At 46.5% G+C, this 18,683-nt stretch carries 14 protein-coding genes; 3 read left to right on the top strand and 11 right to left on the bottom strand.

Translation table 11 applies throughout. The features are described from left to right. Window positions 1-20: 20 nt before the first annotated feature. Window positions 21-2,294, bottom strand: a complete 2,274-nt coding sequence (locus K9M52_RS01995; protein WP_224070399.1) for a hypothetical protein — start codon at window positions 2,292-2,294, stop codon at window positions 21-23. 175 nt (window positions 2,295-2,469) lie between these two features. Then, window positions 2,470-4,752, bottom strand: coding sequence for a hypothetical protein (locus K9M52_RS01990; protein ID WP_224070398.1), 2,283 nt, complete (start codon window positions 4,750-4,752; stop codon window positions 2,470-2,472). Window positions 4,753-5,197: 445 nt separating this feature from the next. On the opposite strand from K9M52_RS01990, the gene K9M52_RS01985 reads away from it, so the two are divergent. Next, window positions 5,198-5,881, top strand: a complete 684-nt coding sequence (locus K9M52_RS01985) for a response regulator (protein WP_224070397.1) — start codon at window positions 5,198-5,200, stop codon at window positions 5,879-5,881. A gap of 40 nt (window positions 5,882-5,921) precedes the next feature. Further along, window positions 5,922-7,004: a sensor histidine kinase gene (locus K9M52_RS01980; RefSeq protein WP_224070396.1), complete on the top strand. Its 1,083-nt coding sequence runs from the start codon at window positions 5,922-5,924 to the stop codon at window positions 7,002-7,004. 169 nt (window positions 7,005-7,173) lie between these two features. Here the strand turns inward: K9M52_RS01980 and truB are convergent, their stop codons facing one another. Together truB and K9M52_RS01970 are read right to left on the bottom strand one after the other, a co-directional pair. Continuing rightward, complete coding sequence (gene truB, locus K9M52_RS01975; protein ID WP_224070395.1) at window positions 7,174-7,884, bottom strand: tRNA pseudouridine(55) synthase TruB; 711 nt, start codon at window positions 7,882-7,884, stop codon at window positions 7,174-7,176. A 4-nt stretch (window positions 7,885-7,888) separates the two neighbouring features. Further along, the gene (locus tag K9M52_RS01970; RefSeq protein WP_224070394.1) at window positions 7,889-9,121 is read right to left on the bottom strand and encodes an ABC transporter permease; all 1,233 of its coding nucleotides are present in this window, start codon (window positions 9,119-9,121) and stop codon (window positions 7,889-7,891) included. Between the two features lie 217 nt (window positions 9,122-9,338). Here K9M52_RS01970 and K9M52_RS01965 point away from each other — a divergent pair, with 217 nt between their 5' ends. Then, complete coding sequence (locus tag K9M52_RS01965; protein ID WP_224070393.1) at window positions 9,339-10,724, top strand: type IX secretion system plug protein; 1,386 nt, start codon at window positions 9,339-9,341, stop codon at window positions 10,722-10,724. Window positions 10,725-10,743: 19 nt separating this feature from the next. Here K9M52_RS01965 and uxuA read toward each other — a convergent pair whose 3' ends face one another. The 7 genes from uxuA to uxaC form a co-directional block, all read right to left on the bottom strand. Beyond that, window positions 10,744-11,916 carry a mannonate dehydratase gene (gene uxuA / locus K9M52_RS01960; protein WP_224070392.1) on the bottom strand — a complete coding sequence of 391 codons (1,173 nt, stop codon included), beginning with the start codon at window positions 11,914-11,916 and terminating at the stop codon, window positions 10,744-10,746. Window positions 11,917-12,009: 93 nt separating this feature from the next. Then, the gene (locus K9M52_RS01955; protein ID WP_224070391.1) at window positions 12,010-12,819 is read right to left on the bottom strand and encodes an SDR family oxidoreductase; all 810 of its coding nucleotides are present in this window, start codon (window positions 12,817-12,819) and stop codon (window positions 12,010-12,012) included. Window positions 12,820-12,877: 58 nt separating this feature from the next. Beyond that, entirely contained in the window at window positions 12,878-13,840 is a 963-nt protein-coding gene (locus tag K9M52_RS01950) for an alpha/beta hydrolase (RefSeq protein ID WP_224070390.1), read from the bottom strand. 64 nt (window positions 13,841-13,904) lie between these two features. Continuing rightward, on the bottom strand, window positions 13,905-15,284 hold the full coding sequence (locus tag K9M52_RS01945; protein WP_224070389.1) for an MFS transporter: 1,380 nt from the start codon (window positions 15,282-15,284) through the stop codon (window positions 13,905-13,907). A 3-nt stretch (window positions 15,285-15,287) separates the two neighbouring features. Further along, window positions 15,288-15,962 carry a beta/alpha barrel domain-containing protein gene (locus K9M52_RS01940; protein ID WP_224070388.1) on the bottom strand — a complete coding sequence of 225 codons (675 nt, stop codon included), beginning with the start codon at window positions 15,960-15,962 and terminating at the stop codon, window positions 15,288-15,290. Window positions 15,963-15,977: 15 nt separating this feature from the next. Continuing rightward, a complete protein-coding gene (locus K9M52_RS01935) occupies window positions 15,978-17,012 on the bottom strand; it encodes a PfkB family carbohydrate kinase (RefSeq protein WP_224070387.1) in 1,035 nt (344 codons plus the stop codon). 40 nt (window positions 17,013-17,052) lie between these two features. Continuing rightward, window positions 17,053-18,477: a glucuronate isomerase gene (gene uxaC, locus K9M52_RS01930; RefSeq protein ID WP_224070386.1), complete on the bottom strand. Its 1,425-nt coding sequence runs from the start codon at window positions 18,475-18,477 to the stop codon at window positions 17,053-17,055. Window positions 18,478-18,683: the final 206 nt, after the last annotated feature.

Below are 18,683 nucleotides of genomic sequence, written 5' to 3'. Positions count from 1 at the left end.
GGCTTACATTATTATTGCCGCTAATTCATTGAAATCGCCGCCTTGTCAGCTTCAACAGCGTCTTCCTTTTCTTTTTCTTTATCCTGCAATTTGCGGTAGGCCATATAGAAAACCGCGCCAAGATTTTCATAAGGAGGTACATAATCAATGAAGCGGCTGTCTTTGCTTAGCGCTTTCGTGAATTTTTGCCATAGCTTCACCCAGTTCAGGTTATCCCCTTTTTTCAGCGTGTTCAGCATACCCATGATCAGCGTAAGATTAAGATCGCCTACGCCGGTTTGTTTGGAGGAAATGATCTGCGTCTGCGGAGCTATGTTAAGCACATCACTCAGTGACTGAAAGCTGCCGCAGCTACCCAGTAAGACAACCCGGGCAGTAGGCGCCAGTTGTTTGATTGTTGAGGGGAGGTAGTAGCTGTGCCCCCTGTGCAGCACCATCGTCGGGTGTATATGATTGTCAGAGAGATAAGCGTCCAGGGCTTTTTGCGCTTTATCATCCAGTTCTTCTTTTCCATCTAATGGCTTATTGGTGTATATGACAATGGGTGTGCCGGAAGTGGACTGCACTTTAGACCAGTATTTATTCGCCGAAGATTTCCAGCCGGCGCCACTGACCGCATGCATAAAATTGGCATAGTTGGCCCTGCCGTCTTCGTCTCCATATGTAAACTGCTGTATAATGATTCGGCCGCCACTATCTTGCAACATCTGGAGTGGCATAGAATAAACAGGGCCGATGCCCAGCCGCTCCGATAAATTTATTTTATTGCCGGGATCCATAGAAAGAAAGAGTGTATTGAGAATATCGTAGATGTTGAATTTTTTGACGTCGCCTTCTTTCCTGGCAGCTTTTAGCTGGCTTTGCACTTCATGGAGTACCAGCTCGCTTATTTGAGGGTCTTTGATCGAAGCGTAACTTCCTGCGACGTCGACGGCGTCCTCCAGAGAGTCCTTGCCTGTTCCTTTGTCCAGACCACGGACGAAGGCTCGCATTAACTGCCGTGCATTGACAGGTTCCATCCTGGATAGAAAATTATCCAACGTGTTGTAGTTGGCCGCCATTTTGATCCATTTCTTATATTTATCAAAGTAGACCTTCATCAGGAGGCTATCGCTCGTAAATTTTTTGCCGGCTTTTTGCCATAGCAGATTGTAAATACCGTAGTCTTTTCCATTGACATAGCTGGATGTATATAATTCGATCTCGCCATTGACGATCAGATAATACAGATCAATGGCAGATAAGGGTTTAAGACAGGCATAGCGGACGGAATTAGGTTTTTCATGTAATCCGTTTATTTTATTGATGAAGTTTTCAACACCAACGGCATGAAGTCTGTTTTGCATTTGCCCGAGCGCCAGTGGGGTATCTTTTTTCATCATCATGGCCGCGTAATGGATCTCGGTTTGTACCAGTAATTTAAAATTCTTGACTGGATCATTTAGCGATGCTTTGACGGCATCAATATCCACGTTGCCTGCCATAATATCATCTAAAAAAGGCATGATCAGCGTCCCGACATGTTTACCGCTACGGCTTCTCGTCGTGGCAATACGGGCAATCAGAGCTACCAGCGGGTCCTTGCTTTTGCGGATATGCTCTCCCAGCATAGTTGTGGAGGATGCGTAGTCATAGACCACCCCTGCATCTTTACGGGCCACAATGCTTACAACACTGTCCGTTGCCGGAAAATCACTATTCTTACTCAGGATATAAAGGGCTTTTTCCGGATGGGCAGTAATTTCCTTTTTGACCAGAATATACTGAAAGCCGGGTTTGCCCGGATTATTCCTGAATGCAAAGTTGACGGCTAACAGGGCCGCCACTTCTGCTTTGTTGCCTATCAGTACAGGGCTGATATCTTTATGTTGGATTTCCAGGTCCATGGCGTCCTGGTAACCCTTAATGGTGTTGGCCAGGAGTGCGCCCGTAATATCTTTGGACAGATAGGCATTTTTATAAGCGTAAAGCAGCTCATAAAGACCTCTTAAAAATCCGATCTTCTCATTATTATTGAGGTCTGTTCTTTCGATCGCTTTTTGGACTCTATCCACTTGTTTACCGATCGCTTTGTTAGATACTTTGTTGAGTTTGTCATTATTCGGATAGGGCGTGAACTTACCATCACTCGTTCCATCGGCGGCACATATAGATGCCTGGGCTCTGTCTACTTGTATATGGAACCTTTCTCGCGAAAAACTGTTTTTCTGCCCCATCGCTGTTGTCCTGCATGCAAGTATAAGAGCGATGGCAGCAATGGATGCGTTGGTATATAATTGGGCTATTGCTTTCATCCTTTTAGTGCTATCGTGTTTAGTCAATTGTTGTGTCCGGAAAGCTACCGGTCTTAATAAGACCCTTCTAAAGATAGTAAGGCTTTTTGAAATGGCACATCGAATGATGGGGAAACCCAAAAAAAGTCCTCTGAACCATATCTTCAGAGGACTTTTTTTACGTTTGAAAGCCGTATTATGGCTGCTGATTCATTGAAATCGCAGCTTTGTCTGCTTCAATGCTGTCTTGCTTTTCTTTTTCTTTGTCCTGCAATTTGCGGTAAGCCATATAGAAGACCGCTCCCAGGTTTTCATATGGAGGTACGTAGTCGACAAAACGGCTGTCACCACTTAATTTGTCGGTGAAGGTATGCCACATTTTGACCCAGTTCAGGTCCTGTCCTTTTTTGAGGGTATTCAGCATTCCCATGATCAGTGTCAGATTCAGGTTACCTACACCGGTTTGTTTAGAGGAGATGATCTGAGCTTCCGGTGCCTTGTCAAGAACTTTGCTCAGGGACTGAAAACTACCGCAGCTACCTAGCAGGACAACTCTGGCAGAGGGAACCAGTTGATCAATCGTGCTTTCCAGATAATAGCTATGCCCTCTGTGCAGTACCATGGTCGGATGAATGTCATTTTCGGCCAGATGATCGTTAAGCGCTTGTTGTGCCTTATCGTCCAATGCCTGCAGTTCATCCAGGGGCTTATTGGTATAAATGGTAATAGGCGTGCCAGAAGTAGACTCAACTTTGGACCAATATTTATTGGATGATGTTTTCCAGCCAGCACCACTGACCGCATTCATAAAGTTGCCGTAATTCGCCCTGCCATCCTCGTCACCATAGGTAAACTGCTGTATAATAATTCTGCCGCTGCTGTCCATTAAAGCTTTGATCGGCATGAAATAAACCGGTCCGATACCCAGGCTGGCAGACAGATCTATTTTGTTGTCGGGGTTCATCGACAGGAAAAGAGTGTTGAGAATATCGTAGATATTGAATTTCTTGGTATTGCCCTCTCTTTTGGCTTCCTTGAGTTGATTTTGCACTTCGTGTAAAACCAGCTCACTCATTTTGGGGTCGTCAATAGAGGCATAGCTTCCTGCCACATCCACAGCGTCTTCCAAGGAGTCTTTACCCACGCCTTTATCCAGGCCGCGTACAAAGGCCAGCATCAGCTGCTGGGCATTGGCTGGTTCCATCCGGGATAAAAAATTGTCCAGTGTATTATAGTTGGCGGCCATCTTGATCCATTTCTTATACTTATCAAAGTAAACCTTCATCAAAAGGCTGTCACTGGTAAAACCTTTGCCGGCTTTTTGCCATAGCAGGTTATAAACCCCGTAGTCTTTCCCATTGACATAACTTGATGTGTAAATGATGTCCTCGCTTGTAATGGTCAGATAGTACAGGTCCAGTGCCGATAAAGGCTTCAGGCAGGCGTAGCGAACCGCATTGGGTTTTTCATGCAGCCCGTTGATTTTGTTGATAAAATATTCAACACCGACTGAGTGGATCTTATCCTGGATCTGCTTCATGGCCAGCGGTGTATCTTTTTTCATTACCCTGGCGGCATAATGGATCTCGGTCTGCACCAGTAATTTAAAATAATCTACCGGATCATCCATTTTAGCCTGGATCGCATCGATATCTATATTGCCAGCACTGATCTCATCTAAAAAGGGCATTAGCTGGCGGCCGATAAAACGGCCTGACTGATCTCTTGCTGAGGCAATCCGGGCAATCAGATTCACCAAAGGATCCTGGCTTTTGCGGATATGTTCGCCCAGGTCAGTATAAGAAGCAGCATAGGTATAGACCGCATCCGCATTTTTTCTGGCTACCACGCTTACCACACTGTCGATAGCCGGGAAATCGTTATTCTTGCTCAGGATATACAAGGCTTTGTCCGGGTGTGCCCCAATTTCTTTATCCAGTAAGATATATTGAAAATTGGGTTTGCCCGGATTGTCTTTAAAAGAGAAGTTGGCCATTAGGAGAGAAGCTACTTCCGCCTTATTTTCTTTTAAGATCGGGCTGATATCTTTATGCTGGATTTCCAGTTCCATGGCATCCTGATAGCCCTTAATGGTATTGGCCAGCAGTGCGCCGGTAATATCCTTGGATAAAAAGGAGTTTTTGTAGGCATAGAGCAATTCATAGAGGCCTCTTAAGAAACGGATCTTTCCATTATTATCCAGATCAGCCTTTTCGATGGCCATCTGAACCTTATCGACTTGTTTGGTGATGGCCTTGGTAGATACTTCATTGAGTTCATCATTATCGGTGTAAGGCGTGAATGTATCATCTTTTGTACCATCAGCTGCACAGACAGAAAGCTGTGCTTTGTCCACCTGGGCATGGAAGCCCTGTCTAGAAAACGGAATCTCCTGTGCCTGAACTGTTTGGATGCCACCCAGCCCCATAAGAACAGCTGCAAAGGTGGATAACGTAGAGAATGTAAATAATCGCTTCATCTAATATATAATCTATAATCGGTTTAACGTATAATAAAACAACGAGTCCGGAGCGAATGCCATAATGCCGGTTAAGGGCTGTACTGTCTCAGTTAAGACCCTCAAATCTCCTTATTTCAGACCCATATTCCTAAAAAAGGTTTAGCTTTCAGGTATTTAAAGCCATTTTGTGCCGGTAGCATGGACCCAGTTGTTCAAATCAGTGGCACATGCCTGCAAATTATAGACATTTTTCCGGATAACAGCAAAAATACGACCAAATGCGCATCCATTCAGCAGCTATATTAAAATTCGCAGACGGCTGCCAAAGTGATTAAACTGTAAAGCGGAGCGAAGCCCTGGGCAACCTACCGTATATTGCTCCTTATTGGCAACAATTACATAATCTTTAAATCGGATCTGTTTATGAATTTGAAATTATTTTTGTGCTATTAAATTATCAATTATGGAAACAACTGGACGTAAGATTTTAATTGTAGACGACGAGCCGGATATCCTGGAAATCATTGGTTATCATTTAAAAAAGGAGAAATTCGATGTGTATGAGGCGCCGGATGGCAACCGTGCGCTAGAACTAGCCCGGCAGGTAAAGCCGGATTTGATTGTATTGGACCGGATGATGCCGGGTAAGGACGGCCTTGAGGTCCTGGAAATTCTGCGCGCCCAGCCTGCTTTTGAAGACACCCTGGTCATTTTCCTGACCGCTGTAGGCGGTGATCAGCATGAAATCGAAGGGTTGGAAGGGGGAGCGGATGATTACGTGACAAAACCGATTAAACCTAAGTTGCTGATTAGCAGGATAAACGCATTGCTAAGACGTAGCCCGAAAGTGGAAGATGATAAAGTTCTGGAAATTAACCATATAAAAATAGATCCTGTCCAATTTATTGTTTATATTGAGGGGCAATCCAAATTACTGGCTAAGAAGGAATTTGCGTTATTATATCTGCTGGCTTCCAAACCGGGTCGGGTCTTTCTGAGAACGGAGATTCTCCATAAAGTATGGGGAACAGACGTTATTGTTGGGGACCGGACGATTGATGTACATATACGCAAAATCCGTCAGAAGCTGGACCTGGATTGTATAACGACAGTTAAGGGAGTCGGCTATAAGTTTGAACTCCCGTAATCTCAATTATAATATTAAATATACTCTCAGGAGTCTGGTTATGGTGCGTACGAAAAATTTTACGCCGGCGCAGCTGGCACTGTTTGCAGCGCTATTGATTAGCGTAGCAGTTGGCATTTGTTTTCTACTTTTCAGGATTCTGTGGTGGCATGCGGCCATTGCAACGGCCTGCGTTTTTCTCTGCAATTACTTTATATTCCGGGAAGTGTTGCGCAGGTTTGTCTTTAGAAAAATTAAACTGATCTATAAACTGATCTATCAGACTAAAGCCAGTAAACGAGAGGAGATGTATTATAAACATATCCTGCCTCAGAAATCCATCCAGGAAGTGGAAGATGATGTTACCGCCTGGGCCAATAAACGTAGCGAGGAACTGGAGTCGCTCCGTTTTATGGAGCAGTATCGTAAGGAATTCCTGCAGAACTTTTCCCATGAGATTAAAACGCCGATTTTTGCGGTTCAGGGCTACCTGACGATTCTTTCTTCCGGAGATATTGAAGAACCGGAGAAAATAAAGGAATATCTGGCTAAAGCGGAACATAATGTAGACCGGATGGTGCATCTGATCAGTGACATTGACGAAATCTCTAAACTGGAATCCGGTCAGCAGAAACTGGAAAAATCCGATTTTATTATCCAGGATGTCATAAAAGAGGTGCTGGATAATCTTAATCTCCAGATCGAAGGCAAGCAATTGCAATTCAGTATCAAAAGGGGCTGTGAATCTCCTGTACATGTTTATGCAGACAAAGAAAAAATCCGCCAGGTAATTATTAATCTGGTGACCAATGCAGCCAAGTATGCCAGCTCAATCGGCGAAGTGACCGCCAGTGTCTATAAAATGGATGAGAGCCGTGTGCTGATAGAAATCAGCGATAACGGCATCGGCATTGCTGAGGAGCACTTGCCCCGTATTTTTGAACGGTTCTACCGGACAGACAGCGGCCGCAGCCGCAACAGCGGGGGAACGGGCCTGGGACTGGCTATCTGTAAACATATTGTTGAAGCACACGGACAGACGATTCATGTGCGTAGTAAACCCAATGTGGGAACGACCGTAGGCTTTACCCTCCCTGCCAGAAAAGAAGACGCAGAAAAGGCAGACAGGCAGATCCAGACTTAACACAGTCAATGAAAGAAGACTAGCCTTTTTTAGCGTGCGGTTAAGAAGCCGCCCGGGGGTAGTCTATAGTCTATAGTCTATAAGCGAAAAATTGGTACAAGGGCAACGGGCTGATAGCTGAATCTATTTCTGCTAACTGCGCCGGTTGTTCGTTATAATCAACAACCGGTTATTGATAGGCTGCTTTCATGTCCTGGACCTTAGCTGCGAACGCATCAATCTCCATACTTTGTTCGAGGGAAAAATCTCCTATGCGGGTCCGGCAGAGTTTACTGAGGTACGCACCTGTTCCCAAATGTGCGCCGAAATCACTAGCCAGGGTTCTGATATATGTGCCAGTCGAACAGATTACCCTGAAATCGACAATCGGAAGCTCAATACGAGGGATATCAAATTGCTCAATCGTAATTTTACGGGGATCCAGTTGAATGTCTTCTCCTTTTCTGGCGGCCAGATAGGCAGGTTTCCCATCTTTTTTAATGGCGGAGTGGATGGGCGGTGTCTGAAAGATCTCTCCTGTAAAGGTCTTTGTCGCTTCCCGGATCTGCGCTTCTGTAAGCTGCTGGTATTCCCTGAAATTTTCAGGAGTGCTTTCCAGATCATACGTAGGCGTCGTGGCGCCCAGGGTAAAACTCCCGGTGTATTCTTTGACTTGCGCCATAAAGGTATTGATACGCTTGGTAAAGCTACCTGTACAGATGATCAGCAAGCCGGTTGCCAGGGGGTCTAATGTGCCTGCATGCCCTACTTTGGAGACCCCTGTTAATATCCTTACTTTTTTTACCGCGTCAAATGAAGTCCAGTGTAAGGGTTTATTCAGTAAAATGACCTGCCCGTCCAAAAAAGGCTGCATGGCCGGATGTATCGGTTTTTGCCGCATCGTTCTAATTAAATTTTATGGCTCTGACCGGTTTGATCTTCTTGACAAAGAAAGTGGGTATCAAAAGCGCCAGATAACAGACAACAAAAGTACCTGATGCGATGAGTGCTACCTGATACCAGTTAATGCGAACCGGTGCTACTGAGATATAATAGGCAGACTCATCGAGTTTCAACAGGCCTGTATATTGTTGCAGCCAACAGGCACCGAGGCCGAATATCAGCCCCAGGAGTACGCCCCGGATGGCGATCAGAGAAGAGTGATATAAAAATACTTTTTGGATAACCCAGTTGCTGCTTCCCAGAGATTTAAGGATGCCGGTCATAGGTGTGCGCTCCAGTACCAGGATCAGCAGGCAGGTAATGAGATTGATGATCGCTACGATGGTCATAATAATGTAGATAACCTGTTTGTTGACATCCTGTATATTTAACCAGTCGAAGATATTTGGGTAGACTTCCTGAATCGTTTTGGCAATCCAGGTGTCAGGTAACGCACGGAATAAATCGTCTGCTGTTGCCTGCATCTGACCCGGGTCTTTCAGAAAAACTTCATAGCCGCCGATTTCATTATTGTGCCAGCCATTAATACGCCGGATCAATCTGAGATCGGCCAGAGCGAATAGCTTATCATACTCCTCAATGCCGGTTTTGTAAAAGCCCACTACTGTTAAGTGCCGTACTTTGGGAGCCTCATTCACACCCGCAATAAAGTAAACGGCGACGGTGTCGCCCAGTTTGATTTTAAGCTCGGTTGCGATAGGTTTAGAGATAACGATTTCCTTGGCATAAAGGCTATCAGAAAAAGACAGCCACCGACCGGCGGCGAGAAACCGCTGCAGGTTGGAAAAGTCATAGTCTGAACCGACACCTTTAATCAGGATACCTTCGATATCTTTTTTATGTTCAATGACGGCTGACTTGGTGGCAAAAGGCTGGAACTGTCTGATATTGGGGGTATGGCTGAGGATCGTATCCACCATTTTATTTTGCTCCAGCGGTGTTTCCTCGGCCACCAGGGCTTTGAGCGGCTCAAACTGCTGCACACGGATGTGTCCCCAGAAATTATAGATCTTGTCACTGATCGCATGCTGAAATCCATTGACAAAAGCTGAGGAAAGAATCATTGCCGCTACGCTGATCGCAGTCGCTATGGTGGCCAGACGGATAATAAACCTAGAAAAGGATTTCTGACGGTTAAAGGCAATACGCCTGGCTATGAAAGAGGCAACATTCATGTAGGGCTTTTAATATAATTCTTTAAATAGTTGTTGTATTCAGAAAATATATATTCGTTCGATCGCTGCGAAGGTAATAAATATGGCATCATTTGCCATTAGATTCGGGGATAATTCGCCAAAATAGACCGGGCAATTTTTGTTGTATATTCGCGTTACCAGTATCGATTCCTCTTCAAAACAGGGAGCGCCTGTCAGACACTTCAATTTAAGACGAATGCCAGCAGTAGAAAGAACAAAAGTCGCAGGGTTGAAAAAGAACCTTAGAAAATACCGGAAACGGCGTTTTTTAGGGAGGAAGGAGTATACAGGAGGGCTAAAAGCCCTGGTAAGCCTGTTTACAAGCGTTTTATTATGGAGTGGCCAGCTGCTCCGGGCGCAGCCGCTTGTTGGTTTTGTTTCATTACGCCCTGATAATGATAACATTCATGGCGTCGTATTTACCAAATCGGGCGCTCAGATGAGCTATCCTGTGATGACACTCGGCAGTTCGGGTGGTTTAGAACTGCATTTTGATGACTTTGACGCACATATAAAGAATTATAGCTACACTTATCTGCGCTGTGATGAAAACTGGCAGCCTGTACTGCAGTCACCTTTTGACTATATCCAGGGATTTAGGGAAGTGAGTATCCGTGACGCTAAATTCAGCGCTGTCAGCCGTACTCATTATGTGCATTACAGCGCAACATTGCCGGGCAGTCAATCCATGATCAAACAGAGCGGTAATTATCTGTTGAAAGTTTTTTTGGATGGAGACACCGCTAAGTTAGCCTTTGAGAGACGTTTTCTGGTGGTGGATCCGAAAGTCGCTGTAGCAGCTGCTGTGGTGCGACCCAATGGTAGTGCGCCGGACGGGGACCGGCAAAAACTGAATGTATCCATTAATGTTAGCCGGCTTCAGGTACAAAATCCCATGCAACAAGTGAAAATCGTTGTCTTGCAGAACTACAGATGGGACAATGCCGTCCACCATCTGCAGCCCGCCTTTATGCGGGGATCCACTTATGAATACAATAGTGAAAGAGATCTGCTGTTTCCTGCTGGAAAAGAATACCGTTGGGTGGATTTACAGAGTTTCCGGTTTCAGAGCGAAAGGGTAGAAGGAGTAAAGGCCGCAGAGGGCCATCCGGCCGGTTATGAAGTGACACTGAAAACAGATCTGCAAAGGCGCGGCATACAATATATGCCTTATGTAGATTATGACGGGTTTTATAAAATCGCGGCATCCGAAAACATTCAACCGGCCTATCAGGGGGATTACGGCTTGGTCCGCTTCCGGTATAAGACTGCAACAGGGCAGCCTTACGGGGACCAGCAGGTCTATGTATTGGGGCAATTTAACCAATATATAAAGGATGATGAAAGCCGGATGACCTATAATACGGCAGACGGCGTATATGAGAAAACCCTGCTGTTAAAGCAGGGTTATTACAGTTATCTTTATGGAACGGCTGCCAGCGACAGCCAACCAACGGTAACCGATATCACAGAAGGAAATTATTGGGAGACGGAAAATACCTATACCGTGCTGGTCTATTTTCAGTCTTTCTCCGACAGGGCACCCGGGCTGGTTGCATGTACGACGGTCAGTTCCAGATAAAACTCAACCGATATGCTGCCTATAGACCTTCTTCGGCCCGCATCTGGTAGATGGCGTGTTCCATACCGCTGATCTCTGCCAGACCTTTCAATCGTCCGACAAAGGAATAACCCGGAAAACTATCCACCTGCCTGTCGATACTGAGCTGATGACCATGATCGGGGCGCATGGGTATCGAGCGGTTTTCACGGTGCTGTATTTCAGCCGCCAGTTTAATAATCGTATACAAACCGGCGTCTCCTGCCAGATGATCTGCTTCAAAGAAATTACCTTCGGCATCCCTTTGCGTGCTTCTGAGATGCAGAAAATAGACGCGGGACCCGAATTCGCGCAACATTTTTGGAAGGTCATTTTCCAGGCGGGCGCCATAGGAACCCGTACAGAAGCATAGTCCGATATGGGAGGAATCTGTATTTTCCAGCATCGCCCTGACATGATCAGCATGACTCATAATACGCGGCAGTCCCAGAACCGGAAAAGGCGGGTCATCGGGGTGTATGGCCATCTTAACGCCCGAGGCTTCCAGCGCAGGTGTGATCTCGTTTAGAAACAGAAACAGATGCGCCTGCAGGGTTTTTTCATCAATGCCTTTAAATTCGGCCAGCAGACTAAGGATCGCTTCTCTGGAAAAAGCTTCCTTACTGCCGGGAAGTCCTTGCATACAACTGGAGGCCAGAGTAGACTTGCCGGTCTCAGAAAGGTTGTCAAAATAGGTGCGGGCAGCCTGGGTTTCTTTTGGGGAATAATCCTGATCCGCCCCCGGCCTTTTTAAAATAAACAGATCAAAAGCCCGGAAGGCTTCCCATTCAAAGCGCAGGGCAGAACCTGTTTTAGTCGGATAATGCAGGTCGGTACGTAACCAGTCCAAAACCGGCATAAAATTATAGGTTACCACCTGAATGCCATTGGCCCCGAGATTATGCAGGCTGATTTTATAATTTTCAATCCACTCTACATAGTTGCCGCTTCTTTTTTTGATATCTTCATGAACCGGTAATGACTCTACGACTTGCCATACAAGCCCTGCTGCTTCTACTTCGTGTTTACGCCTTTTGATTTCTTCATCTGTCCAGATCTCCCCTACAGGAATATGATGGAGCGCTGTTACGACGCCTGTGCAACCCGCCTGTGCAATGTCTTGTAAGGTAACGCCGTCCTGAGGGCCGTACCAACGCATGGTTTTCTGTAACATAATCGTCTTTTTAAAATTATATTTGAACTGAAAAAGTAGCTGCGGTGATGCGAAGGACCTGCAGCTACTTTATAAAATATTAATTTGGCTTATTTAGATGCCGCCGTACACCGTATAGCCGCCATCCACGGTGACGGTGATGCCTGTTACGAATTTGGAAGCATCACTGAGCAGGTAGATCAGCGCACCGTTGAGCTCCTCCGGTTTCCCGAACCTTCCGTAAGGCGTGGCGTTGATGATCTTTTCACCGCGATCGGTCAGAGAGCCGTCTTCATTTGTCAGCATTCTGCGGTTTTGTTCTGTCAGGAAGAAGCCAGGTGTGATAGAATTGACCCGGATCTTGCCTGCATGTCTGGTGGCAGCCTCTACGCCCAGCCACTCCGTGTACTGGTCGATGGCTGCTTTGCCCATGCTGTATCCCAATACGCGGGTTAATACTTTTTTGGAGCTGACAGAAGAGATATTGACGATACTGCCGCCCGTTTCCCGCATGGTTGCGCCCAGAATATGCGTGGGTACGATGCTGCCCCAAAGGTTGAGCTCCAATGCTTTTTTAGTGCCTTCTATATTCAGGTCAAAGATATCCTGTTCTGGTAGTAATAATGCTTCTGGTACATTTCCGCCGGCAGCGTTGACTAGTCCGTCAATCCGCCCATATGCTGCCAGGATCTGATCTCTTGCAGCTGTCAGCTGCGTCTCATCCATAACATCCGCCTGAATGGCCAGTGCCTTTCCGCCCATGGCCTCTACTTCGCTTTTTTTCTGATCCAGGCGCTCTTTATTGCGGCCAATGATGACTACGCTGGCACCCGCCTCTGCAATGGCCAGCACAAAAGCGCCACCCAGTATGCCTGTGCCGCCGGTGACCACGACGACTTTGTCTTTTAGGGAAAACGAATCCATAATAAAAACTGTTTATTTGTTTGATTAGTGTTTGAAAAATTAGGTTGAAGCAGTTGGGTCAACTCTTTGGAATCCATTGATTATGTTGTAACCAGTTCTTCAATCGCTTCAGCCAGTCATCGGGCGAGTGTTTGTTATGCCCCCCGAACCCATGCCCGCCATTTTGATACATATGCAATTCCGCCGGCACTTTATGTTTTTGTAAGGCTTCTACATAACGGAGGCTATTGGCCGGAGGAACACCGGGATCATCATCTGCCAACACAATAAAGGCAGGCGGTGTGCTGTCTGATACCTGTAGCTCACAGGAAAACCGGCGTATCAGCGCCTCGTCCGGGTGTGCACCCAGCAAGGCAGTCCTGCTGCCTTTATGTGTAATGCCTTCCTGCATGGAGATAACAGGGTAGCCCAGTATGGAAAAATCAGGCCGTAGCGAAACCATATCCGGATGTGCGCTGCCCAGGACATCTCTTGTATATAAAGTTGACAGACTGGCTGCCAGGTGCCCACCGGCAGAAAAGCCCATTATGCCGATCCTTGCCGGGTCCACTCCCCAGGTTTTTGCCTGGCTTCTGACCAGGGCAATTGCACGTTCGCCGTCCATTAGCGGACCAACGGATTTGTCTTCCATGATCTGGTCCGATGGTAGTCTGTATTTGAGAACGAAGGCAGTAATCCCCCAGCTGGCCAGCCGCTTGGCAATCTCAGTGCCTTCCAGATTAAAGGCCAGGATTTTATAACCGCCACCCGGACAGATAATAACGGCCGTATGAGCGTTCACCGTACCGGTCGGTTTAAAAACCGTAAGGGTGGGGGTGCTGACTTGACTGATGCGGATCACGCCGTCACTTCCCGGCGTAGAGACTTCTTTGTAATCCGCAGCCGGAATGCTGCCCGGAATCTTTTGGTCGTATAGTGAAATCACTTGCTGTGCCTTTAATGAATGAGCGGATAATAACGGGCCGAGTAACAGACAGCCTATACTAAGTTCACTCACCAGAAGTAAAAAAGACTTTTTCATGCGGTGCTATTTTAAAGGAACCTGCATCCTCCAATACGGATGCAGGTTCCACTTAATGAATATATTACAGATCCGTAATGAGTTTATAGCGGGGCACGAGCGCTTTCATGAATACCCAGGCGATCAGATAGGCTACAGAGCAGATTGCAAACATAATCGTATAGCCGGTTTCTATATGTCCCACCTTATCATAGGCATCAAAGATCCAGCCACCGATTTTACTGATCACGACACCACCTATACCACCTGCCAGTCCACCGATACCTGTCACAGTGCCGACAGCTTTTTTAGGGAACATATCTGAGACAGTGGTAAAGATATTGGCAGACCAGGCCTGATGAGCTGAGGCGCCAATACCGATAAAGAATACCGGTACCCAATAACTGATATGACCCAGCGGCTGAGCCAGCAATACCAGCAACGGAAACAGTGCGATGATCAACATCGCCCGCATCCGGCCATCATAAGGAGTTAGCCCTTTGTTGATGAAATATTTAGGGAAATATCCGCCACCGATACTGCCAAACATGGTCATGGAATAGAGAACAGCCAGCGGGATCATAATAGCAGTCCCGTTAATGCCGTACTGGTCATTCAGATAAGCGGGCAGCCAGAACAAGAAAAACCACCAGACTCCATCCGTCATAAATTTACCAATGGCAAAGGCCCAAGTCTGTTTATATCCCAGCAGGGTAAGCCATTTGACTTTTTTCTCTCCTTTAACTTCAGACGTGTTGACACCTTCATGTATGTCATCGCTATTGATGTAGGCCAGTTCTTCGGCTGATAGCCGCTTTTGCTTTTCCGGTTTTTCATAGTAAATGAACCAGAAGATCAGCCACAGGAAGCCCATGGCACCGATAGAGATAAAGGCTGCCTGCCACCCCCAGTGGGTTTCGATCCAGGGTACCGTCAGCGGTGCCAGAACGGCACCGATGTTGGCGCCGGAATTAAAAATTCCTGTTGCATAGGCACGGTCCTTTTTGGGGAAGTATTCCGCGGTGGCTTTGATTGCAGCCGGGAAGTTACCGGCTTCTCCGATGGCCAGTATAGAGCGGGAAACCAGAAATCCAAATACAGAGACCGGAAAGATGGTCAGGCCGAAAAAACCAAAGAAAGCCACCAATTGCTGTCCCATTGGAATGGCCAGGGCATGAATCATTGCACCTACGGACCAGATGATGAGTGCCCAGGTATAGCCTTTTTTGGTGCCTATTTTATCAATGATACGGCCTGCAAATAATAATCCCAGGGCATAGACGAACTGGAAAATGGCTGTAATATTAGCATAATCCGTATTGGTCCAATGATATTCTTTGGAAAGGGCGGGCTGTAATAAACTGAGTACCTGCCTATCCAGGTAGTTAATGGTTGTAGCGGCAAAGAGCAGTGCACATATGGTCCACCGGTAACCTCCCACTTTCTTCTGTACTTGACTTGTCATTATTTAATTTTTAATAGTTTGGGTGAGTGCCAGGATTTTTTTAGTTGTATTGGTGAGCGTTTGATAGTCTTCATTTTCCAAAATAGTATTGGAGATCAATTTGCTGCCCATGCCTACGGCGGACACGCCGGCTTTGAACCAGCTTCGGATATTCTCTTCCTCCAGTTCTACGCCACCGGTCGGCATAAAAAGTAAATCAGGGAATAAAGGTTTGATGGCCGACATAAAAGAGGGACCGAGCAGATTGCCAGGGAATAATTTTACAAACCCCACGCCGTTTTGCTCGGCGAGGTTGATTTCTGATGCACTCATACAGCCGGGAATCCAGGTCAGATTGTGTTGCTGTACGTAATCGCTGATAGGTTGATAGTAGCAGGGGGAGATCAGAAAGTCCGCTCCCGCTTCGTGATAGGCGCTGGCCTCAGTTTCATTTTTAATCGTTCCGATACCTAGCAACATATCCGGCATGGAGGCATCTCTGAGTTCGAGCATGGCTTTAAAATTCTCCAGGGCCTCCTGACCTCTGTTGGTATACTCCACCACCCGGATACCGGCACTATACAGCGCCTGTAGAGTAGATAAGGATACTTCTCGGCGCTTGTGAAAGAACAGGGGTAAGATCCCCTGATGCGTAATGCGCTCAAATATCTCCTTAGATGAATGCTTTTTATTTGCCATAATGTATTACCGTATTTAGTGCGTTGAAATTGTATTTAATGATTGTAGCCTATGCTGGACATCTGCCAGTGATTGCCGGGTATGATCGCCTTTCTCATAGAATTTGCCTGTTGCAGCGGCTGTGGCAAAGTCCACCGTTTGCTGGCCGGTGAGCTCATTATATAGTCCGTATAACAGGCCTGCCATAAAACAGTCTCCTGAACCTGCACGATCTGTAATGCCGGTATAGTCCTTTTGGGTAGAGCTGTAAAGTCGCCCTTGCTGATACAGCGTCCCAAAATAACGGACACCTTCCTGGCTGTCTGGCGTATTGAAACGAAAAGTATACCCTACATGGTGACAGTTCGGATAGGTGTGGATTAGTTTTTCAGCGCTGATCTGTGCCAATGCCGCTAGTTTTTCAGGATCCATGGTCTGGTCCGCGCCTGGCTCTGGCGCTACACCGAGCATCTGGCCTGCGGCCCAGATATTACCCATAATAAAACTGGCTTTGCCGGCTATGGCCGGCATGATATCGATCGGCGTCTTACCGTATTTCCAGAGTTTGGACCGGTAATTCAGATCCAGTGATATCGGTATTTGACGCACAAATGCGGCATCTACCAGCGCCTGACAAGTAGCCGCAGCGGATGCAGATACTGCCGGTGAGATCGCCGTTAAATGCAAATGTCTTACACCTTGCAGATAGGCGTCATAATCAATATCTCCTGGTGCTAATAAAGAAAAAGAAGAAAACGCCCGGTCATAGACAACGCCGGCACTTTTTAAGTCCTGCCCGGGTGTCAGATAGTAAGTCCCGATCCGGCCGTCTTTTGCCAGGATCGTATCTGTTGCTATGTGAGACTGTGTCAAATAATCTTTCAGCAGCGAGCTGACAGGGTTGTCAGGCAGGGCAGTTCCCAGGGCAACCGCCTGCTTCCAGTTGCCCAGGGCCATCGCTACGTTTAGCTCAGCGCCGCCTACATATGAGGATAAACTTCCCCGGGCAGGCCAGCCAGCCTCAGGGGAAAGCCTGAGTAATAATTCTCCAAAACAAAGGATTTGCTGCATCCGGTTATTTATAATTTAGTAAGAATGAAAGTTGCATAGGTTATTTGTTTTCCAGTAAATGCGACCAGCCAAAATAACGGGCTGCATTATTAAAACAGATATCCTTAATGACCTGACTGATCCAATCCAGCTCCTCGGCGGGCAGTTCCCCGTTTTCCACCTCATGACCGAACAAATTACAAAGAATTCTTCTAAAATACTCATGCCTGGGGTAAGAAAGGAAACTTCTGGAGTCCGTCAGCATGCCGACAAAGCGACTCAGTAATCCCATATTGGACAGGGCATTCATCTGACTGATCATGCCGGTTTTCTGATCCAGGAACCACCAGGCAGAGCCAAACTGGATCTTTCCCACGGTAGCACCATCATTAAAGTTGCCGGCCATGGTAGCAAATATCTCATTATCAGCCGGATTGAGGTTGTATAAAATGGTTTTGGTCAGCTGGCCGGCATCATCCAGGGTTCTCAGGAACTTGGATAAGGGGACCGCCTGTCTGAAATCTCCGATAGAGTCGCAGCCTACGTCGGCACCCATTTCCTGTAAAAGGCGGGTATTGTTGTTGCGCAGGGCGCCTAAGTGATATTGTTGTACCCATCCTTTTTCATGATCCCATCGAGCAAATGTGAGCAACATGGCGGATTTAAATTTCCTGCTTTCTTCAATAGAAACCGCCTTTCCTGCACGTAACTGGTTGAAAACGATTTCAATCTCCCCCGCTGAAAAGTCTTCTGCATAGATTTCTTCCAGGCCGTGATCAGAAACGCTGCAACCCATGGACGCAAAAAAGTCATGTCTGTTTTTCAGCTGGGTAGTATATTCCTGATAGGTGTTGATCTTGCTGTCTGTAACTTTTTCCAATAGGGTTACAAATTGCACGAAAGCAGCCGGATTTTCTGTTGCCATTGCTTTATCCGGGCGGAAAGCAGGTAAAACGGCAATTTCAAAATCGTCCTCTTTTAATTGTTTATGATAGCGAAGGTCGTCAGTAGGATCATCGGTGGTACAAACTGTTTTTACGCCCATTTTGCGCAGCAGGTTCTTGACACTGTACTGCGGTGTTTGTAACAACGCGGTGGCTTTTTCATAAATAGCATCGGCTGTCTTTTCACTGAGCAGTTCAGTAATCCCAAAATAGCGCTGGAGCTCCAGGTGTGTCCAGTGGTATAGCGGGTTACGCATCGTATAGGGTACGGTTTTGGCCCAGGCGAGAAATTTTTCTTTGGCGGGCTTATCTCCGGTCATATAAGACTCGTCAACGCCATTGGCGCGCATGGCTCTCCACTTATAATGGTCGCCACCCAGCCATGCCTCGGTGATGTCACTAAACTGATAATCTTCGGCAATCTGCTGGGGAGAAAGATGGCAATGATAATCGATGATGGGCATGTCGGCGGCAGACTCATGGTAGAGTTTGCGGGCGGTCTCGCTTTCCAGTAGAAAGTCCTTGTCTAAAAAAGGTTTCATCTGTCTATTTTTACTTTTGAAGTCCTTTGTCTTGTCGCAGTATCACTTTTATTATAGTACTGCAGTAGGCAGCAGGACAAGTGTAAGAAATTAAATGATATACAATAACTAAAGACTATTTGTTATTTTATGGTCAGCAATTTACAAAACATACGAGTACGACTGCCCGACACTCCTGAATTTATTTACGCAACCGTTACCGTAAA

This window comes from Arachidicoccus terrestris (assembly GCF_020042345.1).
Taxonomy (GTDB): domain Bacteria; phylum Bacteroidota; class Bacteroidia; order Chitinophagales; family Chitinophagaceae; genus Arachidicoccus; species Arachidicoccus terrestris.
The sequence above is the reverse complement of the archived record's forward strand: the minus strand, read 5'-3'. Positions and strand labels throughout refer to the sequence as shown.